This window comes from Gordonia sihwensis (genome assembly GCF_029632925.1).
GTDB lineage: Bacteria > Actinomycetota > Actinomycetes > Mycobacteriales > Mycobacteriaceae > Gordonia > Gordonia sihwensis.
On the sequence record NZ_CP121248.1, the window covers coordinates 575266 to 591288 of the forward strand.

At 69.1% G+C, this 16023-nt stretch carries 16 protein-coding genes and 1 tRNA gene; 8 read left to right on the forward strand and 9 right to left on the reverse strand.

The window, feature by feature from the left end; genetic code table 11:
* Positions 1 to 85 precede the first annotated feature (85 nt).
* Genes P5P27_RS02900 through P5P27_RS02910 form a run of 3 tightly spaced genes read left to right on the forward strand, consistent with a single transcriptional unit; the run spans position 86 to position 3984 of the window.
* Entirely contained in the window at positions 86 to 1138 is a 1053-nt protein-coding gene (locus P5P27_RS02900; protein WP_006894624.1) for an MBL fold metallo-hydrolase, read from the forward strand.
* Positions 1135 to 3672, forward strand: coding sequence for an HAD-IC family P-type ATPase (locus P5P27_RS02905; protein ID WP_278126312.1), 2538 nt, complete (start codon positions 1135 to 1137; stop codon positions 3670 to 3672). Before P5P27_RS02900 ends, P5P27_RS02905 begins: the two co-directional genes overlap by 4 nt.
* 51 nt (positions 3673 to 3723) lie before the next feature.
* On the forward strand, positions 3724 to 3984 hold the full coding sequence (locus P5P27_RS02910; RefSeq protein ID WP_039866711.1) for an antitoxin: 261 nt from the start codon (positions 3724 to 3726) through the stop codon (positions 3982 to 3984).
* A gap of 18 nt (positions 3985 to 4002) precedes the next feature.
* On the opposite strand, the gene P5P27_RS02915 is transcribed toward P5P27_RS02910, so the two are convergent.
* The gene (locus tag P5P27_RS02915; RefSeq protein WP_062367679.1) at positions 4003 to 4656 is read right to left on the reverse strand and encodes a DNA-3-methyladenine glycosylase; all 654 of its coding nucleotides are present in this window, start codon (positions 4654 to 4656) and stop codon (positions 4003 to 4005) included.
* Between P5P27_RS02915 and P5P27_RS02920 the strand changes: the two genes are divergently transcribed.
* Positions 4634 to 5071 (forward strand): type II toxin-antitoxin system Rv0910 family toxin, encoded by a 438-nt coding sequence (locus tag P5P27_RS02920; protein ID WP_006894629.1) that lies wholly within the window; start codon positions 4634 to 4636, stop codon positions 5069 to 5071. The two genes, P5P27_RS02915 and P5P27_RS02920, sit on opposite strands and share 23 nt — an antisense overlap.
* A 24-nt stretch (positions 5072 to 5095) precedes the next feature.
* Here P5P27_RS02920 and P5P27_RS02925 read toward each other — a convergent pair whose 3' ends face one another.
* From P5P27_RS02925 to P5P27_RS02945, 5 genes are all read right to left on the reverse strand, one after another.
* Positions 5096 to 5848 carry a hypothetical protein gene (locus tag P5P27_RS02925; RefSeq protein ID WP_278126314.1) on the reverse strand — a complete coding sequence of 251 codons (753 nt, stop codon included), beginning with the start codon at positions 5846 to 5848 and terminating at the stop codon, positions 5096 to 5098.
* The gene (locus tag P5P27_RS02930) at positions 5845 to 6894 is read right to left on the reverse strand and encodes a hypothetical protein (RefSeq protein WP_278126315.1); all 1050 of its coding nucleotides are present in this window, start codon (positions 6892 to 6894) and stop codon (positions 5845 to 5847) included. Before P5P27_RS02930 ends, P5P27_RS02925 begins: the two co-directional genes overlap by 4 nt.
* Before the next feature lie 73 nt (positions 6895 to 6967).
* Positions 6968 to 7504 (reverse strand): hypothetical protein, encoded by a 537-nt coding sequence (locus P5P27_RS02935; RefSeq protein WP_045539179.1) that lies wholly within the window; start codon positions 7502 to 7504, stop codon positions 6968 to 6970.
* A gap of 317 nt (positions 7505 to 7821) precedes the next feature.
* A complete protein-coding gene (locus P5P27_RS02940; protein ID WP_278126316.1) occupies positions 7822 to 8685 on the reverse strand; it encodes a sunset domain-containing protein in 864 nt (287 codons plus the stop codon).
* Between the two features lie 79 nt (positions 8686 to 8764).
* A tRNA-Arg gene (locus P5P27_RS02945) sits at positions 8765 to 8837 on the reverse strand.
* Positions 8838 to 9048: 211 nt separating this feature from the next.
* Between P5P27_RS02945 and P5P27_RS02950 the strand changes: the two genes are divergently transcribed.
* Complete coding sequence (locus tag P5P27_RS02950; RefSeq protein ID WP_006894638.1) at positions 9049 to 9873, forward strand: SDR family oxidoreductase; 825 nt, start codon at positions 9049 to 9051, stop codon at positions 9871 to 9873.
* Between the two features lie 5 nt (positions 9874 to 9878).
* Positions 9879 to 10631, forward strand: a complete 753-nt coding sequence (gene cobF / locus P5P27_RS02955) for a precorrin-6A synthase (deacetylating) (RefSeq protein WP_006894642.1) — start codon at positions 9879 to 9881, stop codon at positions 10629 to 10631.
* Between the two features lie 9 nt (positions 10632 to 10640).
* Here cobF and P5P27_RS02960 read toward each other — a convergent pair whose 3' ends face one another.
* Positions 10641 to 11390 carry a 3'(2'),5'-bisphosphate nucleotidase CysQ gene (locus tag P5P27_RS02960; protein ID WP_278126317.1) on the reverse strand — a complete coding sequence of 250 codons (750 nt, stop codon included), beginning with the start codon at positions 11388 to 11390 and terminating at the stop codon, positions 10641 to 10643.
* A 104-nt stretch (positions 11391 to 11494) separates the two neighbouring features.
* Between P5P27_RS02960 and P5P27_RS02965 the strand changes: the two genes are divergently transcribed.
* Entirely contained in the window at positions 11495 to 12391 is an 897-nt protein-coding gene (locus P5P27_RS02965; protein ID WP_006894644.1) for an Fpg/Nei family DNA glycosylase, read from the forward strand.
* Positions 12392 to 12438: 47 nt separating this feature from the next.
* Here the strand turns inward: P5P27_RS02965 and P5P27_RS02970 are convergent, their stop codons facing one another.
* Positions 12439 to 13641: a DUF4185 domain-containing protein gene (locus P5P27_RS02970; RefSeq protein WP_006894645.1), complete on the reverse strand. Its 1203-nt coding sequence runs from the start codon at positions 13639 to 13641 to the stop codon at positions 12439 to 12441.
* A 114-nt stretch (positions 13642 to 13755) separates the two neighbouring features.
* Positions 13756 to 15114, reverse strand: coding sequence for a DUF4185 domain-containing protein (locus tag P5P27_RS02975; protein ID WP_278126318.1), 1359 nt, complete (start codon positions 15112 to 15114; stop codon positions 13756 to 13758).
* Positions 15115 to 15263: 149 nt separating this feature from the next.
* Between P5P27_RS02975 and P5P27_RS02980 the strand changes: the two genes are divergently transcribed.
* Positions 15264 to 16004, forward strand: a complete 741-nt coding sequence (locus P5P27_RS02980) for an SDR family oxidoreductase (RefSeq protein WP_006894647.1) — start codon at positions 15264 to 15266, stop codon at positions 16002 to 16004.
* The last annotated feature ends 19 nt before the right edge of the window (positions 16005 to 16023 follow it).

The window sequence follows — 16023 nt, forward strand, 5'->3', positions numbered from 1 at the left end:
CGTGAGGACACTGGGAAACACCGTCGCCGAAAGCGCTTCGGCAGTACAGGCGAGACTCGCGCGGACGGCACGGATCTTGCCGCCCGTGCACGCGGTGGGCGCGAGCCGCGAACAGATCGCACCGATGACCGCGGCTTCGCGGTTCGCGACGGACGGAGTCTTCGCCAACCGCGAGGCCGCCGCTCAGGTCCAGGGCCCGGACATGTCGGTGATGATCGACATGATGCGGCGTCGGGGGAGGCCCGGCCACCGCGTCCCGGTTCTGCGTCCCGAGTTCTCCGGCGAACCCGGTGCGCTGTCGGCCACCTGGCTGGGCCATGCGAGCATGGCCGTCGAACTCGACGGCGTGCGGATCGTCACCGATCCGGTGCTGTCCGACCGTTGCTCGCCCTCGCAGAGCATCGGTCCCCGGCGCATGCACCGGGCGCCCCTGACGGCCGGCGAGCTGCCCCCGCTCGACGTCGTGCTGATCAGCCACGATCACTACGACCATCTGGACACCCCGACGGTGCTGACCATCGCGCTGACACAGCCGAACGCGATCTTCGTCGTGCCGATCGGTGTCGCGGCGCATCTGATCTCATGGGGCGTCGATGCCGCGCGCATTCGGCAGGCCGACTGGTTCGAACAGGTGGATCTGACGGTCCGCGGCACCACGATCAGCTTCCACGCGGTGCCCGCCCGGCACTTCTCGGGCCGTGGACTCTCCCGCAACCTGACCCAGTGGGTCAGCTGGGCGGCCGTGGGACCGCAGCACCGCTTCTTCTTCTCGGGCGACACCGGATTCACGGAGAGCTACGCCGACACCGGCGCGGCGCTCGGCCCGTTCGATCTCAGCCTCGTGGCCGTCGGCGCCTACGATCCCGTGTGGCCGGACGTCCACGTCGACCCGGAAGAGGCACTCGTGGTCCATCGACTGCTGAACGGCGACGAGCGCGACGCGCTCTTCGTCCCGATCCACTGGGGTACGTTCAATCTCGCGCGGCACTCGTGGGCCGACCCCGTCGGCAGACTCACGACCGAGGCGGACCGGGTGGGCGTCGACATCTGCGTGCCGCGGCCCGGCGCCACGCTGGTCGCGCACAGCCGCAGCGGCACAGCCTTTTCCGATCCGACCTGGTGGGAGCGATCCGCATGACCACATCGACGACCACCGAGCGCGATCCGGGGCTCACCGACGAGCAGGTGGCCGCACGCGTCGCGGCGGGGCAGGTCAACGTCACCTCCGACAAGTCGGGCCGCTCGGTCGCCGACATCGTCCGGGCCAACGTGTTCACCAGGATCAACGCAATCCTCGGGGTGCTGTTCCTGATCGTCGCCGCCACCGGCTCGTTCATCAACGGACTGTTCGGGCTGCTGATCGTCGCCAACAGCGGCATCGGCATCATTCAGGAGGTCCGCGCCAAGCGCACCCTCGACCGGCTGGCGATCGTCGGACAGACCAGACCGGTGGTCCGGCGCAACGGAATCGCCGCCGAGATCCCCTCGGATCAGGTGGTGCTGGGCGACGTCATCGAACTCGGTCCCGGCGATCAGGTGATCGTCGACGGCGAGACCATCGAGTCGGAGTCGCTCGACATGGACGAGTCGCTGCTCACCGGCGAGGCGGACGCCGTCGATAAGTCTCTCGGCGACGAGATCATGTCCGGCAGCTTCGTGGTGGCCGGCTCGGGTGCGTATCGCGCCACCAAGGTCGGCGCTGATTCGTACGCCAACAAGCTCGCCGCGGAGGCCTCGAAGTTCTCGCTCGTGTCGTCGGAGCTGCGTTCGGGAATCGATCAGATCCTCCGGGTGATCACCTGGCTGCTGATCCCGGCGGGCATCCTGACGATCATCAACCAGCTGTTCATCAGCCAGAACGGGCTGCGCACCGCACTGCTGGGCATGGTCGCCGCGCTGGTTCCGATGGTGCCCGAAGGCCTCGTGCTGATGACGTCGATCGCCTTCGCGGTCGGTGTGGTCCGCCTGGGGCAGCGGCAGTGCCTGGTGAACGAACTCCCGGCCATCGAAGGTCTGGCGCGCGTCGATGTGGTGTGCACCGACAAGACCGGCACGCTGACCGAGAACGGCATGCGGCTGTCGGAGGTGCGGATCGTGGCACCCGGCTCGGGTCCGGGCGCGGTGAAGCAGGGGGATGTGGAAGCGGCCCTCGCGGCGATCGCCGCGCACGATCCGCGGCCCAACGCCAGCATCGCGGCGATCCAGGAGGCGTTCCCGGACGCTCCCGAGTGGTCGACCTCCGCGGTGCTGCCGTTCAGTTCGGCCAACAAGTTCTCGGGCATGTCGTTCATCGACGCGTCCGGCGTCTCGGTGGGGAACTGGCTGATCGGCGCACCCGACGTATTGCTCGACCCCGACAGCGACACGGCCCGGCTGGCGTCCGACCTCGGATCGACCGGATTGCGGGTGCTGCTGGTCGCGACCACCGATGTTCCGGTCGATACCGAGCCGACGGCCGACACGGCGGTGCCCGGAACGCTCGTGCCCACCGCCCTGGTGGTGTTGGAGCAGCGTGTGCGACCCGACGCCCGCGACACCATCGAGTACTTCGAGTCGCAGAATGTCGCGGTCAAGATCATCTCCGGCGACAACGCCCGATCGGTGGGCGCCGTCGGGGAGTCGCTGGGACTCGGCTCGCCCGAGACCGCCGTCGACGCTCGCGAGTTGCCGACCGACGACGCCGAACTGGCCGGTGTGATCGCCGACCACGATGCCTTCGGCCGGGTGCGCCCGGACCAGAAACGCGCGATGGTCAAGGCCCTGCAGTCCAAGGACCACACCGTCGCGATGACCGGCGACGGCGTCAACGACGTGCTCGCGCTCAAGGACTCCGACATCGGCGTCGCGATGGGTTCGGGTTCGTCGGCCGCGCGTTCGGTGGCGCAGATCGTCCTGCTGGACAACAAGTTCGCGACGCTGCCCTACGTGGTCGGCGAGGGCCGCCGAGTGATCGGCAACATCGAGCGTGTGTCGAACCTGTTCCTCACCAAGACGGTGTACGCGGTGCTGCTGGCGCTGCTCATCGGCGGCGCGGGGCTGCTCGCCAAGGTGATGGGCTGGGCGTCGATCAGCTACCCGTTCCAGCCGATCCATGTCACCATCTCGGCCTGGTTCACCATCGGGGTGCCTGCCTTCATCCTCTCGCTGGCGCCGAACAACGAGCGCGCTCAGCCGGGCTTCGTCCGCCGGGTGCTGACGCAGGCGGTGCCGAACGGCATCATCGTGGGCCTGTCCACATTCGTCTGCTTCCTGCTGGTGAACCGCGACTACTCCGCGGCCCTGGGCGGGTACGTCGCGAACGCGGCGACCCGGCCCTCCGACGGGATCGCCGCCGTCGCCAACGCCACGCAGACCGTCGGCGCGGTCCAGACGCAGGCTGCCACGGCCGCGCTCGCGACCATGATCGCGGTCGCGGTGTACGTGCTCGTGGTGGTCGCGCGTCCCTACAACTGGTGGAAGATCCTGCTGCTCGCGGTCTCGGTCGGGATGTACGTGCTGATCTTCATGCCTCCGCTGAGCCAGCGGTGGTTCCACCTCGACTCGTCGAACGGTCCGATGATGGCGGTCGCGGGAGTGTGTGCGGTCGTGGGCATCGTCGCGGTGGAGGTCTCCACACGCGTGCTCGACGGCGTGCTGAATCGGCGGTCGCGCACCGCTGAACCGCTGGTGTGACTGGACCGCCGGTGTGACGCGCGCCCGACTGAGTCGACGTACCATCGGCACATGGATCTCAAAGGACTCGTGGACAAGGCCAAGGACGCGCTGAAGTCGAACCCCGATCTCATCGAGAAGGGCGGCGACCTCATCGACAAGGCCACCGGCAACAAGTACGCCTCGCAGGTCGACAAGGCTCAGGACGCCGCGCGCAAGGCGGTCGGTGCCGAGCAGTCGAAGCCCGAGGACCGCAGAGCCGAGCACGCCCCGGCCGAGCAGCCCCAGGCCGAACAGGCCGAACCGCCGAAGGGCGAAGGCCCGGCCCAGTAGGCAACTCCCGGGGGTCGGTCAGGCCCGTGGATGCCGCCGGTACGCCGACACCGACGGCTCGCCGTCGATCCAGAACCGCCACGGTCGGTCGGCGGCGAGCCGGACGCCCACGCGCGGCCCGGCGATCACGTGCCCGCCGGCGGTCGGATCCGACGCCGGGTCGGCGGGCAGCAGGTGCACGCCGACCGGATCGAGCAGATCGGTGTCGAGGTCGGCTTTGGTGATTCCGAGTGCGCGGGTGAGATTGCCCGGGCCGCGTGCGAGGAGATGATCGGCGACGCCTCCGCGGCGGTCGCGGGCCGCCTGCACTCCGTCGATCACCGCGCCGGCTCGGATCAGCACCGCCGAGCCCTGCCCCTCCGGACTGGTGACCACGTTCGCGCAGTGGTGGGTGTGGATCTGATACACGTACAGGCGGTTCGGCGGACCGTACATGATCTCCGACCGCGGCGTCCGGGTGAACGCGTGCGAAGCGGGGTCGTCGGGCCCGTTGTACGCCTCCACTTCGGTGATTCGCACCGACACGCCGTGCCCCACCAGGACACGGTTCAGGAGCGACCGCGCCGCCGCGAGGATCGTCGGCTCGGGTGCCGTCCCGGCGTGGGCCGGATCTACCTGTGACGCGCGGTGGCGGTTAGTCTCTGTACTCATGGCAAAGACCAGTGACTCCATTCATGTCGCGCTCTCCCCGGAAGACGCCTTCAAGTGTGCCGCCGATCTCGCCCGGTACGACGACTGGCTGGTCCTCCACGACGGCTGGCGCAGCCCGCTGCCCGCCCCCGACGACCTCAAGAAGGGCACCGCGGTCTCGTCGGTGGTCTCCGTCAAGGGGGCGCGCGTGCGGTTCGCGTGGGAGATCGAGAAGCTCGACCGGCCCGGCGAGGTCGTGCTCAAGGGTAACGGCAAGGGCGGAGTGAAGGCCAAGATCAACCTGCTCGTGAAGCCGGAGGGCGACGGCTCCCGGGTCACGTTCCTCATCGACCTCGGCGGTCTGCCGCTGATCGGACCGGCGGGCAAGGCCGCGGCGATGGCGGTCAAGGGCGACATCGAGAAGTCGCTCGTCAAGTTCAACGAATTGTTCGGCTGAGCCCGGCAGAGCGGAGCCGACCGATCAGTACGCCGACACGGTGATCGTTCCCGTGTAGGTGCACATCGAGGCGCCGTTCGGGTAGGCGACGGTGAGCGCCGGAGTCCAGGTGCCGGTGTTGAGAACACCGTTCAGCCCAGATCCGCCGCTGGTGAACACGGTCTTCGGCGACGCGAGCGTCTGCGGGCCGGTCGCGGTGCCCGCGACGCCGGCGGGCGCCGTCGCACTGTAGGTGACCTGCGATTTAGGAATCACTGCGCCGTTCGGGCAAGTGAAGTCCGTCGAAGACGCGCTCGCGGACCAGCCCTGTCCCTGCCACGTACTCACCGTGACGGTGGGCAGGATGCCGGTGGCGCTGGTGGCGTACGGCACGATGGTCCCGTAGGAGCCCGCCGAGACCGACAGATCCGATGCCGCCGACGGCGCGACGGCGGCGCGTCCGTGTTTCAGGTCCTCGGTGGACGGGTTCGAGGAAGTCGTCGAGGTCGCCGGGGACACCGACGACGGGGGACGGCTGGTGGCGGCCTGGGGGGTGGTCTCGGTGATGGGCTCAGTGGTCTCCGCGGTAGGCGTGACAGTCGGCTCCGCGGTCGGAACCACGGCCGTCGTGTCCGGAGCCGGCGACTCGGAGAACTGCGCATCCGCGGAATCGGCCGGCGACGTCGTCGATGTGGTCGATTCAGAGGGTGTGGCCGAGGCGGGGCAGACGCCGACAGCCAACACTCCGGCAGTCGCGAGGGCGACGGTGCCGAGCGCGGCCCTCAGTGCGCTGTTCACACGGACTCTCCCGGCCCGGACGACGATCCCCGGCGTCGTCGGAGCAGCCACGCGGCGATGCCCGCCAGTGCTGCGGCGGCGATGACGACGATCGTGACGATCAGCGCGGTGTTCGACGATCCTTCGGTCTGATCCGACTGGTCGAAGCTGATCGATGCGGTCGAGTCGTGCGTGTGCACCCCGCTCTCCAACTGCACCTCGGCCTTCCACGGGCCGTCCGGGAGCTGTGCGCTGTTCGGGACTGCGAACACGACGTCGGCCGACTCACCCGGAGCGATGGTCATGCCCTTCGACGAGACCGCCTTGGCGGAGAGCCCTCCGGGTCCCTCACTCAGCTTCAGGGTGCCGGTGACGTCGACGGCGCGCCCTCCGGTATTCGTGACGTGGGCGGTCACTTCGGCGCCGTTGTCCGCACCGCGACGTCCCTCGAGCTTCTCGATCGCGAAGTCCGACGGCGGGCCGTTGCCGGGTCCGGTGGAGAGGTACATGCGGACGCCGACACGGGATGCGAGGCCGATGCCGGTCTCCTTGTTCTGGTTCGGGACCGTGGACGCCCAGATGACGCCGTACTGCTCCATCTCCGGCGCGTCCTTGGGTACGGCGATCGTCACCGCGACTCTGGCCTTCTGTCCCGGCGCGAGGTTCAGATTCGGCTTGTCGACGCTCGTCCACGACGTCAGGAGGTTCTTCGTTCCCGGCTCGCCCGGGACGAAGCTGCCGTCGACGATGCCGGCCGGTCCCGGGTAGACGGCGATCTTCATCGCGGTGTCGGTGCCGTTCGTCACCTGGACATGGCGTGTGATCGTGGTGCCGGGGTTCAGGTTGTCGATGATGTAGAGCTGCGCCCGAGGATCGTCCTTCGACTTCGCGGGGACGTCGAGCAGTCGGATACCGATGGAACCGTCCGGCGTTCCGCGGTCGGCCGGTGCCGTCGACGATCCGGGCGCGGCACCGGCGACGGCGGGACCGGTGAGGAGGACGACACCGGTCAGGAGGGCCGCTGTCAGCGTCGCGAGAAGTGCATGGAGGGAGGAGGTGGGGCGCATGCTGGGCTTTCGAGTGCGGTGGCCGGGACACGCGCGGTGCGTGTCCCGGCCACGAGGTTCTAGCCTGTCGGGGTCAGGCGACGGAGACGGTCACGGTGCCGGAATAGCTCCCAATCGGCAGACCGCCGGTGGGGAAGTCGACCGTCAGAGCCGGACTCCAGGTGATGATCTCGAGCGGCCAGGTGAGGCCGGTCCGGGTGACGACGGTAGCGGGGGATCCGAGGCTCTTCTCTCCCTGCCCGGTGACGTCGCCGCCGCCGACCTTGCCGATGATCGCGTTCGCCTCGTATTTCACGTCGGAGGCGGGAATCGTGACGCCCTGACCGGTGAAGTCGGTGGAGGATGCCGTGGTCTCCCAGGATCGGGGAGAGCCATTGCGATTGTCGGTCACCGAGGCCGTCGGGAGGCCCCCGGTCGCCAGGGTGCCGTTCGCGTTCGGGACGATGGCGCCGAGCGGCCCAGCGGTGATCGACAGATCGCCGCCCTGGCCGGCCACGACGAAGGTCACCTGGGTGTCGGCCGATGGTGCGGCCTCGGCAGCGCCGGAGGGGACGAGGATTCCGGCGGCGGCAGCGGCGGCCACCGCCGTGACGAGTGGGAGTTTGCGCATGTTTCGGGGCTCTCTGGTGGATGTGGCCGATCGGGTGGGAGGAACCTCGGCGACCTGATCGGGTAGACGGCGAGGTGTGCCCGACAGGCGGGCGCGCCGACGGATGTCAGCGCGCGAAACATAACGCGATGTGCCGACTCTGAAGCGGGGTCGGGCCGCACTTCGTGTGATCGTCGGACAGTTCCTGTGCCGCAGTGCCGGCCGGTGGCACAAATCGGCGGTTCCGCCGCCGTGTGGAGAGCCGCCGTGCGGAGAGCCGTCGTGTGGAGCCGCCGTGTGGTGGTGCGTCCTCGGGGGCGCGGCCCGGATCGACGGTGTCAGTCCCCAGCCGGCGCGAAGCCGCCTTTATCTGCGGTCGGGGCAGTGGCGAACCAGAGGTCGGGTGTCACTGACGCATACTCGGCGTCGCCCGGCCGGTAGTACAGGCCCGCTTCGACGATCGCCTTGATCGGGTACCCGTCGGGTGCTTGCATCGGATCGTTCGGCAGCGGGCGCGACGCCCCGATCGGCAGCGGCACCTCTCCGCCCTGGGAAGGGACTCGCGCGCCCGGCCGCACGGGCACCTCGGCGGCCTTCGCCGCTGCGGCGGCCGCCTCGGCCCTCGCGATCGCGTCCGCGGCGCTCGTCTCCCGGCCGTCCGCCAAGGCCCGCAGCCGGTCCGCGCGCTCGTCGGTGACCGGAGGGAATCCCGGTCCGGTCGCCGGGGTGTAGGTCTTGTAGTTGTAGGAGTTCAGGCCGCGCAGCCACGCCAGCATCAGGCCGACGAGCGGGATCAGCAGCAGGAGCATCCACCACCAGGCGGAGATGCCGTCGTCTGAGGCTTCGGCCTCACTCGCGGCAGCATTCGTGGAGAAAAGAACGATGTGGGACCCGTTGGACGGCGTCCGAACTCTGTTCGTCTGCTCGTTCTTCGCGCCTGCATCTTCGAACACGACGTTCTGCGCCCCCGACTCCGCGGTCCACACGATGACGCCGTTCTCATACAGCTGCCGGTAACCGTCGCCTGATTGGGTCAGATCGCCCTGCTGCTCACCGAGCGAGTCCTCCGTGGTGACCGAGAGTTGGTTGATCGCCTGCCGTGCGTCGTCGCGCGTGTCGGCGTGAGCGGGGGTCGGAACCGACAGCGCGGCGGTGACCGCGACGGCCAGTCCGAGGGTGAGTGCGCGGATTCGCGACGTCATCACTGAGAGATCCTCCTGAGCTGAACAGCACTGCGGGTGCTTCGCTCACGACTCTAGACACAGCACTCTGGACACTGCGTGCTCCCGGTAGGATTCGAACCTACGACACCCGCTTTAGGAGAGCGGTGCTCTATCCCCTGAGCTACGAGAGCGGGGACCGCGGTGAGCGTCATCGGTTCGCCGCCGGCCCGGTCGGCGGCCGAGATGGGGACGCGGTCGCCGACGAGGAGAAGTCTACGTCACCGGCTCGGCTGCGACGCCGAGCGCCTCTGCTCCTCCGCACCCGCGACGCTCACTCCACATCGCCGGTGTCCGGACCGGTCGTTCGCCCCACGGCCCGCTGTCCCGGCTACCGTAGGTGCCATGACCAAATCGATCACCGGGCAGCGGACTGTGCTGGTCACCGGAGCGAGCAGCGGAATCGGGGAGGCCGTGGCGCGACAGTTCGTGGCGCTCGGACACAAGGTGTACGGCACCAGTCGCAACCCGGACTCGGTGCGCAACCCGATCCCGGGTGTCACGTACCTGCGCCTCGACAACGAGGACTACGCGTCGGCCACCGAGTGCGCCGAGGCTGTCGGCGATCTCGACATCCTCATCAACAACGCGGGAGAGAGTGCCGCGGGTGCCTTCGAGGACACGCCGATGGACGCCGTCGAGCACCTGTTCAAGGTCAACGTCTTCGGGCCGGTCGCGCTGACGAAGGCGGTGCTGCCGCGTATGCGCCATCGTCGTACCGGGACCATCGTGATGGTGGGGTCGATGCTCTCGAGCTTCCCGGTCGCGTTCCGCACCAACTACGCGGCCACCAAGTCGGCGCTCAAGGGCTACGCGATGGCGCTGCGCCGCGAGGTGGCGCCGTACGGAATCCGCGTCACCACCGTCGAACCCGGCACCATCGCGACGGGGATCGGCGAGCGGCGCACCATCCACATCAAACCCGACTCGGTGTACCGGGAGGAGTACGAGACCCTCGCGGCGGCGACGCGCCGCAATGAGGCGAAGGGGATCTCGGCGGCGTCGATGGCGCAGGAGATCGTCGAAGCCGCGCTCGCGGAGCACCCGCGACCGCTGTACGCCCGCGGCAATCGGGCGCCGATCGTCTTCGCACTGCGGCGTCTGGTTCCGCGTCAAACGGTGCTCGACCTCACCGCGCGCATCCACGGCTTGAAGAAGGTGCGGCTCTGAACGCCGTGTTGCTGCGCGTCATCGGGATCGGACCGGGGTCGCCGCGCCAGATCACACTGGAGGCGGTGGACGCTATCGGCGCCACGGACGTCTTCTTCCTGCTCGACAAGGGCTCTCGCACAAGCGAACTGACCGCCCTCCGGGAGAAGTTCCTGACCGAGTACGGTGCGCCCGGACATCGCGTGGTGGCGATCGCCGACCCGCCGCGCGATCGTCGTCCCGACGATTACGAGGCCGAGGTCCGGCGCTGGCACGCCGCGCGCGTCGACGCGGTGCGGGCCGCGGTCTCCGAGCATCTGCGTCCCGGCGAGACCGGCGGTTTCCTGGTGTGGGGCGATCCCGCTCTGTACGACTCCACACTCCGCATCCTGGACCAGCTCGCCGCGCGCGACGACGTCTCCGTCGAGGTCGAGGTGATCGCCGGTGTGACGAGCGCGTCGGCGCTGACCGCCGCGCACGGGATCGTCGCGCACGGCATCGGCGAACCGATCCTGACCACCACGGGCCGCCGGCTCTCGGCCACGCCCGCGGGTGCCGACGCCAATCAGATCGTCATGCTCGATTCCGACCTCGCCTTCCGGGAGACGGCCGCGCCCGACGACCTGGTGTACTGGGGCGCCTACCTGGGCACCGAACACGAGATCCTGGTGAGCGGCCGGGTGGCGGACGTGACCGCGGAGATCGAGGAGAAGCGGGCGCGAGCGCGTGAACGGCTCGGCTGGATCATGGACATCTACCTGCTGCAGAAGGCTCGCTGAGCGGCCCCTTCACCAGGGTGTCGCGACCGCCTCGAGAACGGCGTCGGCGATCTCCGTGCGGCAGATGACGAAGTCGGGCATGTACGGCTGCGGGTTGTTGTAGACGATCGGCCGTCCGTCGAGCCGGCTGCAATGCAGTCCCGCCGCCAGCGCGACGCCGACCGGCGCGCAGTTGTCCCACTCGTACTGGCCGCCGGAGTGCACGTAGGCGTCGACATCGCCGCGGACCACGGCCATCGCCTTGGCGCCCGCCGAACCGATGCGGATCGCGTCCATGCCGAGCCGATCGGCGACCGCCGCGGAATGATACGAGTGTCCGTACCGCGACGCCGCGAGTCGGCCCGTGAGCGGCCCGTGAGTGGCCGGTACGTCGTCGCTGCGGAACACCTCGTTCTTCGCCGGGAGCGACACCGCGGCCGCGGTCGGCGTGCCGTCCACCGTGAGCGCGACGTGCACCGCCCAGTCCGATGTACCCATCGCGAACTCGCTCGTGCCGTCGAGCGGATCGATGATCCACACCCGCTCGGCGCGCGAGCGGTCGCCGACGTCCTCGGCCTCCTCCGAGAGCACGGCGTCCCGTCCTCGGTGCCTGCGCAGGACGGTGGAGATCCACGCTTGCGCCAGTGCGTCTCCCACATCGCCGACCAGGGGACCGGTGAGCAGATCCCGGTGGCGGATGCCCAGGAGGATCTCGCCCGCGCCTTCGGCGATCGCGGCGGCGAGTTCGGCGTCGGACATCGCGGGAGGGGACGGGCGCATCCTCTAACTAGAACACACCGGCGCAGGCTGGAGCACCGGCGGATTTCCGGTCGGGTCGGTCCGGCGCACGTGAGAAAGTCCGACCCGTGGCGCACACTGGGGGCATGCCGGAGCTTCCCGAAGTGACCGCCATCGCGACGTACCTCGACTCGCGGGCCGCCGGCCTGCCGATCCGGCGGGTCGACGTCGCCTCGCTCGCCGTGCTCAAGACCGCCGATCCGCCGTACACGGCGCTGACGGGCCGCATCGTGTCGAGCGTCGACCGTATCGGGAAGTACCTGGTGATCCGGACCGCGCCCGGGCCCGCGGCCGGCGATGCCGCGGTCGACGACGAGATCGACCTGGTGATCCACCTGTCCCGTGCCGGGTGGGTGCGTTGGAGCGACTCGCTCTCGCAGACTCCGCCGAAACCGGGAGGCAAGGGCCCCATCGCGCTGCGCGTTCACTGCGGGCTGCCCGGTGAGGGCTTCGACGTCACCGAGGCCGGGACACAGAAGCGGCTGGCGGCCTGGATCGTGCGCGACACCGCAGAAGTGGAACGGATCGCCGGCCTCGGGCCCGACGTTCTGGCGCTGGACCGCGACCAGTTCGCTGCGCTCCTCGCCGGCAGCAGCGCGCGGATCAAGAACCTGCTGACCGATCAGCGGGTCGTCGCCGGGGTGGGCAACGCCTACTCGGACGAGATCCTGCACACCGCTCGGCTGTCGCCCTTCGCCACGTCGAAGAGCCTCTCGGACAAGCAGATCGACGACCTGTACCGGGCCGTCCGCTCGGTGCTGCACGATGCGATCGAACGGCTCGAAGGACAGGAGGTGGCCCGCCTCAAGTCGGAGAAGCGCACCGGGCTTCGGGTCCACGCGCGCACCGGCCTGCCCTGTCCGGTGTGCGGCGACACCGTCCGTGAGGTGTCCTTCGCCGACCGCTCGTTCCAGTACTGCCCGACGTGTCAGACGGGCGGCAAGGTGCTGGCCGACCGCCGGATGTCGCGGCTGCTGAAGTAGGGGATCGACGCGCGTGGCCGCTGCGCTCCGGTCGTCGACCGCCGCTCCTACACCCGCGTACGCACTAGGAGCACGTTGTAGTCGTCCCAGCGGCTCGCGTTGAAGTAGAGATCGGGACCGGTGCCGCGCAGGGCGGGTGAGTTCGGGAGCATCATCGGCGCGTACAGATCCAGGCTCGCCGGAGCGATCCGGCGCGGGCCGCTCCACGGGCCCTGCGGAGACGGTGCCGTGCGCATCAGCACGCCGCGCGGGCTGTCGAGCATCACGTACTTGTTCAGGAAGGGACTCCAGGCCACCGACAGTTCGGTGACCGGTCCGCGCACCACCGGTCGCGCGGCGTCGGGCGACGGCGCCCAGCCGCGCCCGGTCCAGTACTGATACCTGCCGAGGTCGAGGATGTCGGCGGGCCGGAAGCGAGCGACGTACGCGGAACCGAAGCGGCCGTTCGGGGTGCCGTACTGGTAGATCCAGCCGGCGTCGGCGCCGCGCCCCTTCACGTAGGCGCTCTGCTGGAAGTGCGCGTCACCGGCCCGGATCGACGGCGAGCCCGCTCCGGTGGGCACCGTGACTCCGGCATTGACGCGGATGGTGTTCTGCGGGGTGGACCAGGTGCGGCCGTTGTCGTTCGAGACCGCCGTCGCCGAGTAGTTCGTGTACCAGACACTGGGCGGGCCCCAGGCTCGGACCGACATGTAGTTGACGTACTGCCGGCCGCCGACCGAGATGCCGGCGGTCGGAATCGTGGTCTTCTCGATGCCGTCGAACCCGAGCGCGCCGAACATCTGGCCGGCGTAGCCGCTGCCGTCGAGGCGCAGCCCGTCGGACAGGTTCCGGTCGGACGACCGCAACAGCGCGTTGTGGCGCCACTGCTGATCGCCGGTGAGGCAGTTGCCGAAGGTGTCGCCGAAAGCGAGGAGCGTCTGCCCGCGGCCGTTGTCCCAGGCGACTCCGACATCGGTGCCGGAGACGCCGAACCGTCCGAAGGTCCTATTGGGGCTGCGGGGACCGGTGACCCACGCGACGGTCGCGGTGGTCCCGTCGTCGTAGGCGGGCATGGCCTTCTGCGGACCGGCCGGGGCGCCGCCGCGGGGCAGGAACTTGCCGATCACCGGAATCGGGACCACCGGGCCGCTGTTGCTGCAGGCGCGAGCGTCGGCGGGTGCGGTCACCGACAGTGCCGCCGCCGCGGACGCGGCCGTGATGACACAGGCGGTGAGCATCTGGAGCGTTCGGAGTCTCAGACGGCGCATGGTTCCTCATCTGTGGCTGGAGTGCTTACCGTGCCTCTCTTTGGTAACAGGCGGGTTCGGTGCTCGTACAGCGATACGGCACCGGTGTCGCCGACTCGAGGGAAATGGGCGATATCACCGTGACAGGCGAGTTCGCACCAACGCGACGTTGTAGTCGTCCCATCGGCTGCCGTGGAAGTAGAGGTCGGGGCCGGTGCCGGTGAGCGCGGGCGACTGGGGGAGCATCATCGGAGCGTAGAGGCCCAGCGTCCCGGGGACGAGCAGCCTGGGTGCGCTCCACGGTCCTTCGGGATGGTCGGCGGTCCGCATCTGGACCCCGGTGGTGGGACTGTGCAGCATCACGTACTTGTTCAGGAACGGACTCCACGCCACCGACAGTTCGGTGACCGGTGCGGGAAGGACCCTCCCGGCGGAGCCGCCGGGGATGTCGTCGATGGAGTCGGACCAGCCACTGCCGGTCCAGTAGTGATAGCGGCTCAGGTCGAGGACGTCCGACGGCCGGAATCGGGCGAGGTAGGCGCCACCGAACCGGCCGTTCGGGGTGCCGAACTGGTACACCCAGCCGTCATCGTCGCCGTGCCCCTTCACGTAGGCGGCCTGCTGGAACTTGCTGTCGTTGGCGTGAACAGACGGCCATCCCTCCGGGATGGGCAGCGAGACGCCGGCGTTCACGCGGATGGTCGCAGGCGGCGTGGTCCAGGTCTGTCCATTGTCGGAGGAGACCGCGGTCGCGGAGAAATTGGTGTCCCACTGGCCGGGGAGTCCCCACTTCCGGACCGACATGTAGTTCAGGTACAGCTTGCCGTCGATGGCGATCGCAGATGTGGGGATGGTGGTGACCTCGACGCCGCTCCAGCCGATCGCGCCGATCATCTGACGGGCGAAGGCCGGCGCGTCCGCGGCCACCGACGCGCCGGAGTGGACGTCGCCCGGAACGCCGTCCGGCACGGTGAGTCCGTTCGTCAGGTCGTCGTCGGTGGTGCGGAGCAGAACGTTGTGCCGCCACTGCCTGCCCGGTGCCGTGCAGTCACCGAATGTGTCGCCGAAGGCCAGGAGGGTCTGGCCCGCGCCGTTGTCCCAGGCGATGCCCAGATCGGTGCCCGAGATGCCGAAGCGGGTGAAGGTCCGATTCGCGCTGCGGGGTCCGGTGGTCCACGCGACGGTGCGGGTGACTCCGTTGTCGAAGTGCGGGAGTGGGCCCTGTGGTCCTTGCGCGGCACCCGAACCGGATCCCGACGAACCCAGCGAGCCAGATGAGCCCGGCGATCCCGATGAGCCCAGCGATCCGGTGTCGAAGAAGGGCAGGCTCGACCCGTTGCCCTGGGTGCCGCAGGGTGCCGCGGCGGCGTCTCCGGCTCCCGGAACCGTCACGAGGACGGCCGCAGTGATCGTCGCAGCCGTCGCAGCCGACACAGTGAGGCTGCGGAAGCGGAGGAGGCTGCGGAAGGGAAGGAGGCGGCGGAAGGGAGGCATGGGCTCACTCCTGTTACGCAAGGTGAAATTGTGATCGAAGTTACTAGAGTGACGTTGATCGTCTCATCTCGTCGGTTCGCCGCGCAACGGCGCGTCGGGCCGATCACGCCGCGGTGCCGACCCTCGTCACGGCCGGTAGATTCGGCTGCATGGTTCGCGAGAAGATCATCATCACCGGTGCGAGTTCAGGTCTCGGAGAGGGGATGGCCCGCGAGTTCGCGGCCCGCGGCCGCAGTTTGGGACTCGCGGCGCGACGGATCGATCGGCTGGAATCGCTTGCCGGGCAACTCGAATCATCCGCGCGCCGGGTGGCAGTCAGGCAACTCGACGTGACCGACGCGGATGCGGTCCCAGTGGCCTTCGAGGCGCTGTCGGAGGACCTCGGCGGTGTCGACCGGGTGATCGTGAACGCCGGGCTCGGCAAGGGTGCTCCGATCGGAACCGGACACGCCGCGGCCAACATGGAGACCGTTCAGACCAATCTCGTCGGTGCGCTCGCGCAAGCCGAAGCGGCGATGGAGATCTTCCGCAGGCAGAACGCAGGACACCTCGTCCTGGTGAGTTCGATGAGTGCGGTCCGGGGCCTGCCGAAGGCTCAGACCGCGTACTCGGCCTCGAAGGCAGGAGTCTCGGCCCTCGGACAGGGGCTCAGAGCCGAACTCGCGGGAAGCCCGATCACGGTGACAGTGCTGCTTCCGGGTTACATCGAGACGGACATCAACCGCGGAGTGAAGACCTCGATGATGACCGACACCGAGCGCGGGGTGAAGGCGATGGTCGCGGCGATCGAATCCGAACGCGCCCGCGCGGCGGTTCCGGCGTGGCCGTGGACGCCGATCTCGTGGGCGCTGCGCTACCTGCCGGAGTCGCTCTCGGCGAAGCTGATCTGAGCCACACCTCGCGAGGAAC

What these genes read in the sequence shown, in the direction of transcription:
- P5P27_RS02970 (WP_006894645.1), bottom strand. Translation starts at nt 13,641, where the DNA reads ATGCGCCGTCTGAGACTCCGAACGCTCCAGATGCTCACCGCCTGTGTC.
- P5P27_RS02920 (WP_006894629.1), top strand. Translation starts at nt 4,634, where the DNA reads ATGGCAAAGACCAGTGACTCCATTCATGTCGCGCTCTCCCCGGAAGAC.
- P5P27_RS02960 (WP_278126317.1), bottom strand. Translation starts at nt 11,390, where the DNA reads ATGCGCCCGTCCCCTCCCGCGATGTCCGACGCCGAACTCGCCGCCGCG.
- P5P27_RS02930 (WP_278126315.1), bottom strand. Translation starts at nt 6,894, where the DNA reads ATGCGCCCCACCTCCTCCCTCCATGCACTTCTCGCGACGCTGACAGCG.
- P5P27_RS02980 (WP_006894647.1), top strand. Translation starts at nt 15,264, where the DNA reads ATGGTTCGCGAGAAGATCATCATCACCGGTGCGAGTTCAGGTCTCGGA.
- P5P27_RS02910 (WP_039866711.1), top strand. Translation starts at nt 3,724, where the DNA reads ATGGATCTCAAAGGACTCGTGGACAAGGCCAAGGACGCGCTGAAGTCG.
- P5P27_RS02975 (WP_278126318.1), bottom strand. Translation starts at nt 15,114, where the DNA reads ATGCCTCCCTTCCGCCGCCTCCTTCCCTTCCGCAGCCTCCTCCGCTTC.
- P5P27_RS02965 (WP_006894644.1), top strand. Translation starts at nt 11,495, where the DNA reads ATGCCGGAGCTTCCCGAAGTGACCGCCATCGCGACGTACCTCGACTCG.
- P5P27_RS02950 (WP_006894638.1), top strand. Translation starts at nt 9,049, where the DNA reads ATGACCAAATCGATCACCGGGCAGCGGACTGTGCTGGTCACCGGAGCG.
- P5P27_RS02915 (WP_062367679.1), bottom strand. Translation starts at nt 4,656, where the DNA reads ATGGAGTCACTGGTCTTTGCCATGAGTACAGAGACTAACCGCCACCGC.
- P5P27_RS02940 (WP_278126316.1), bottom strand. Translation starts at nt 8,685, where the DNA reads ATGACGTCGCGAATCCGCGCACTCACCCTCGGACTGGCCGTCGCGGTC.
- P5P27_RS02905 (WP_278126312.1), top strand. Translation starts at nt 1,135, where the DNA reads ATGACCACATCGACGACCACCGAGCGCGATCCGGGGCTCACCGACGAG.
- P5P27_RS02935 (WP_045539179.1), bottom strand. Translation starts at nt 7,504, where the DNA reads ATGCGCAAACTCCCACTCGTCACGGCGGTGGCCGCCGCTGCCGCCGCC.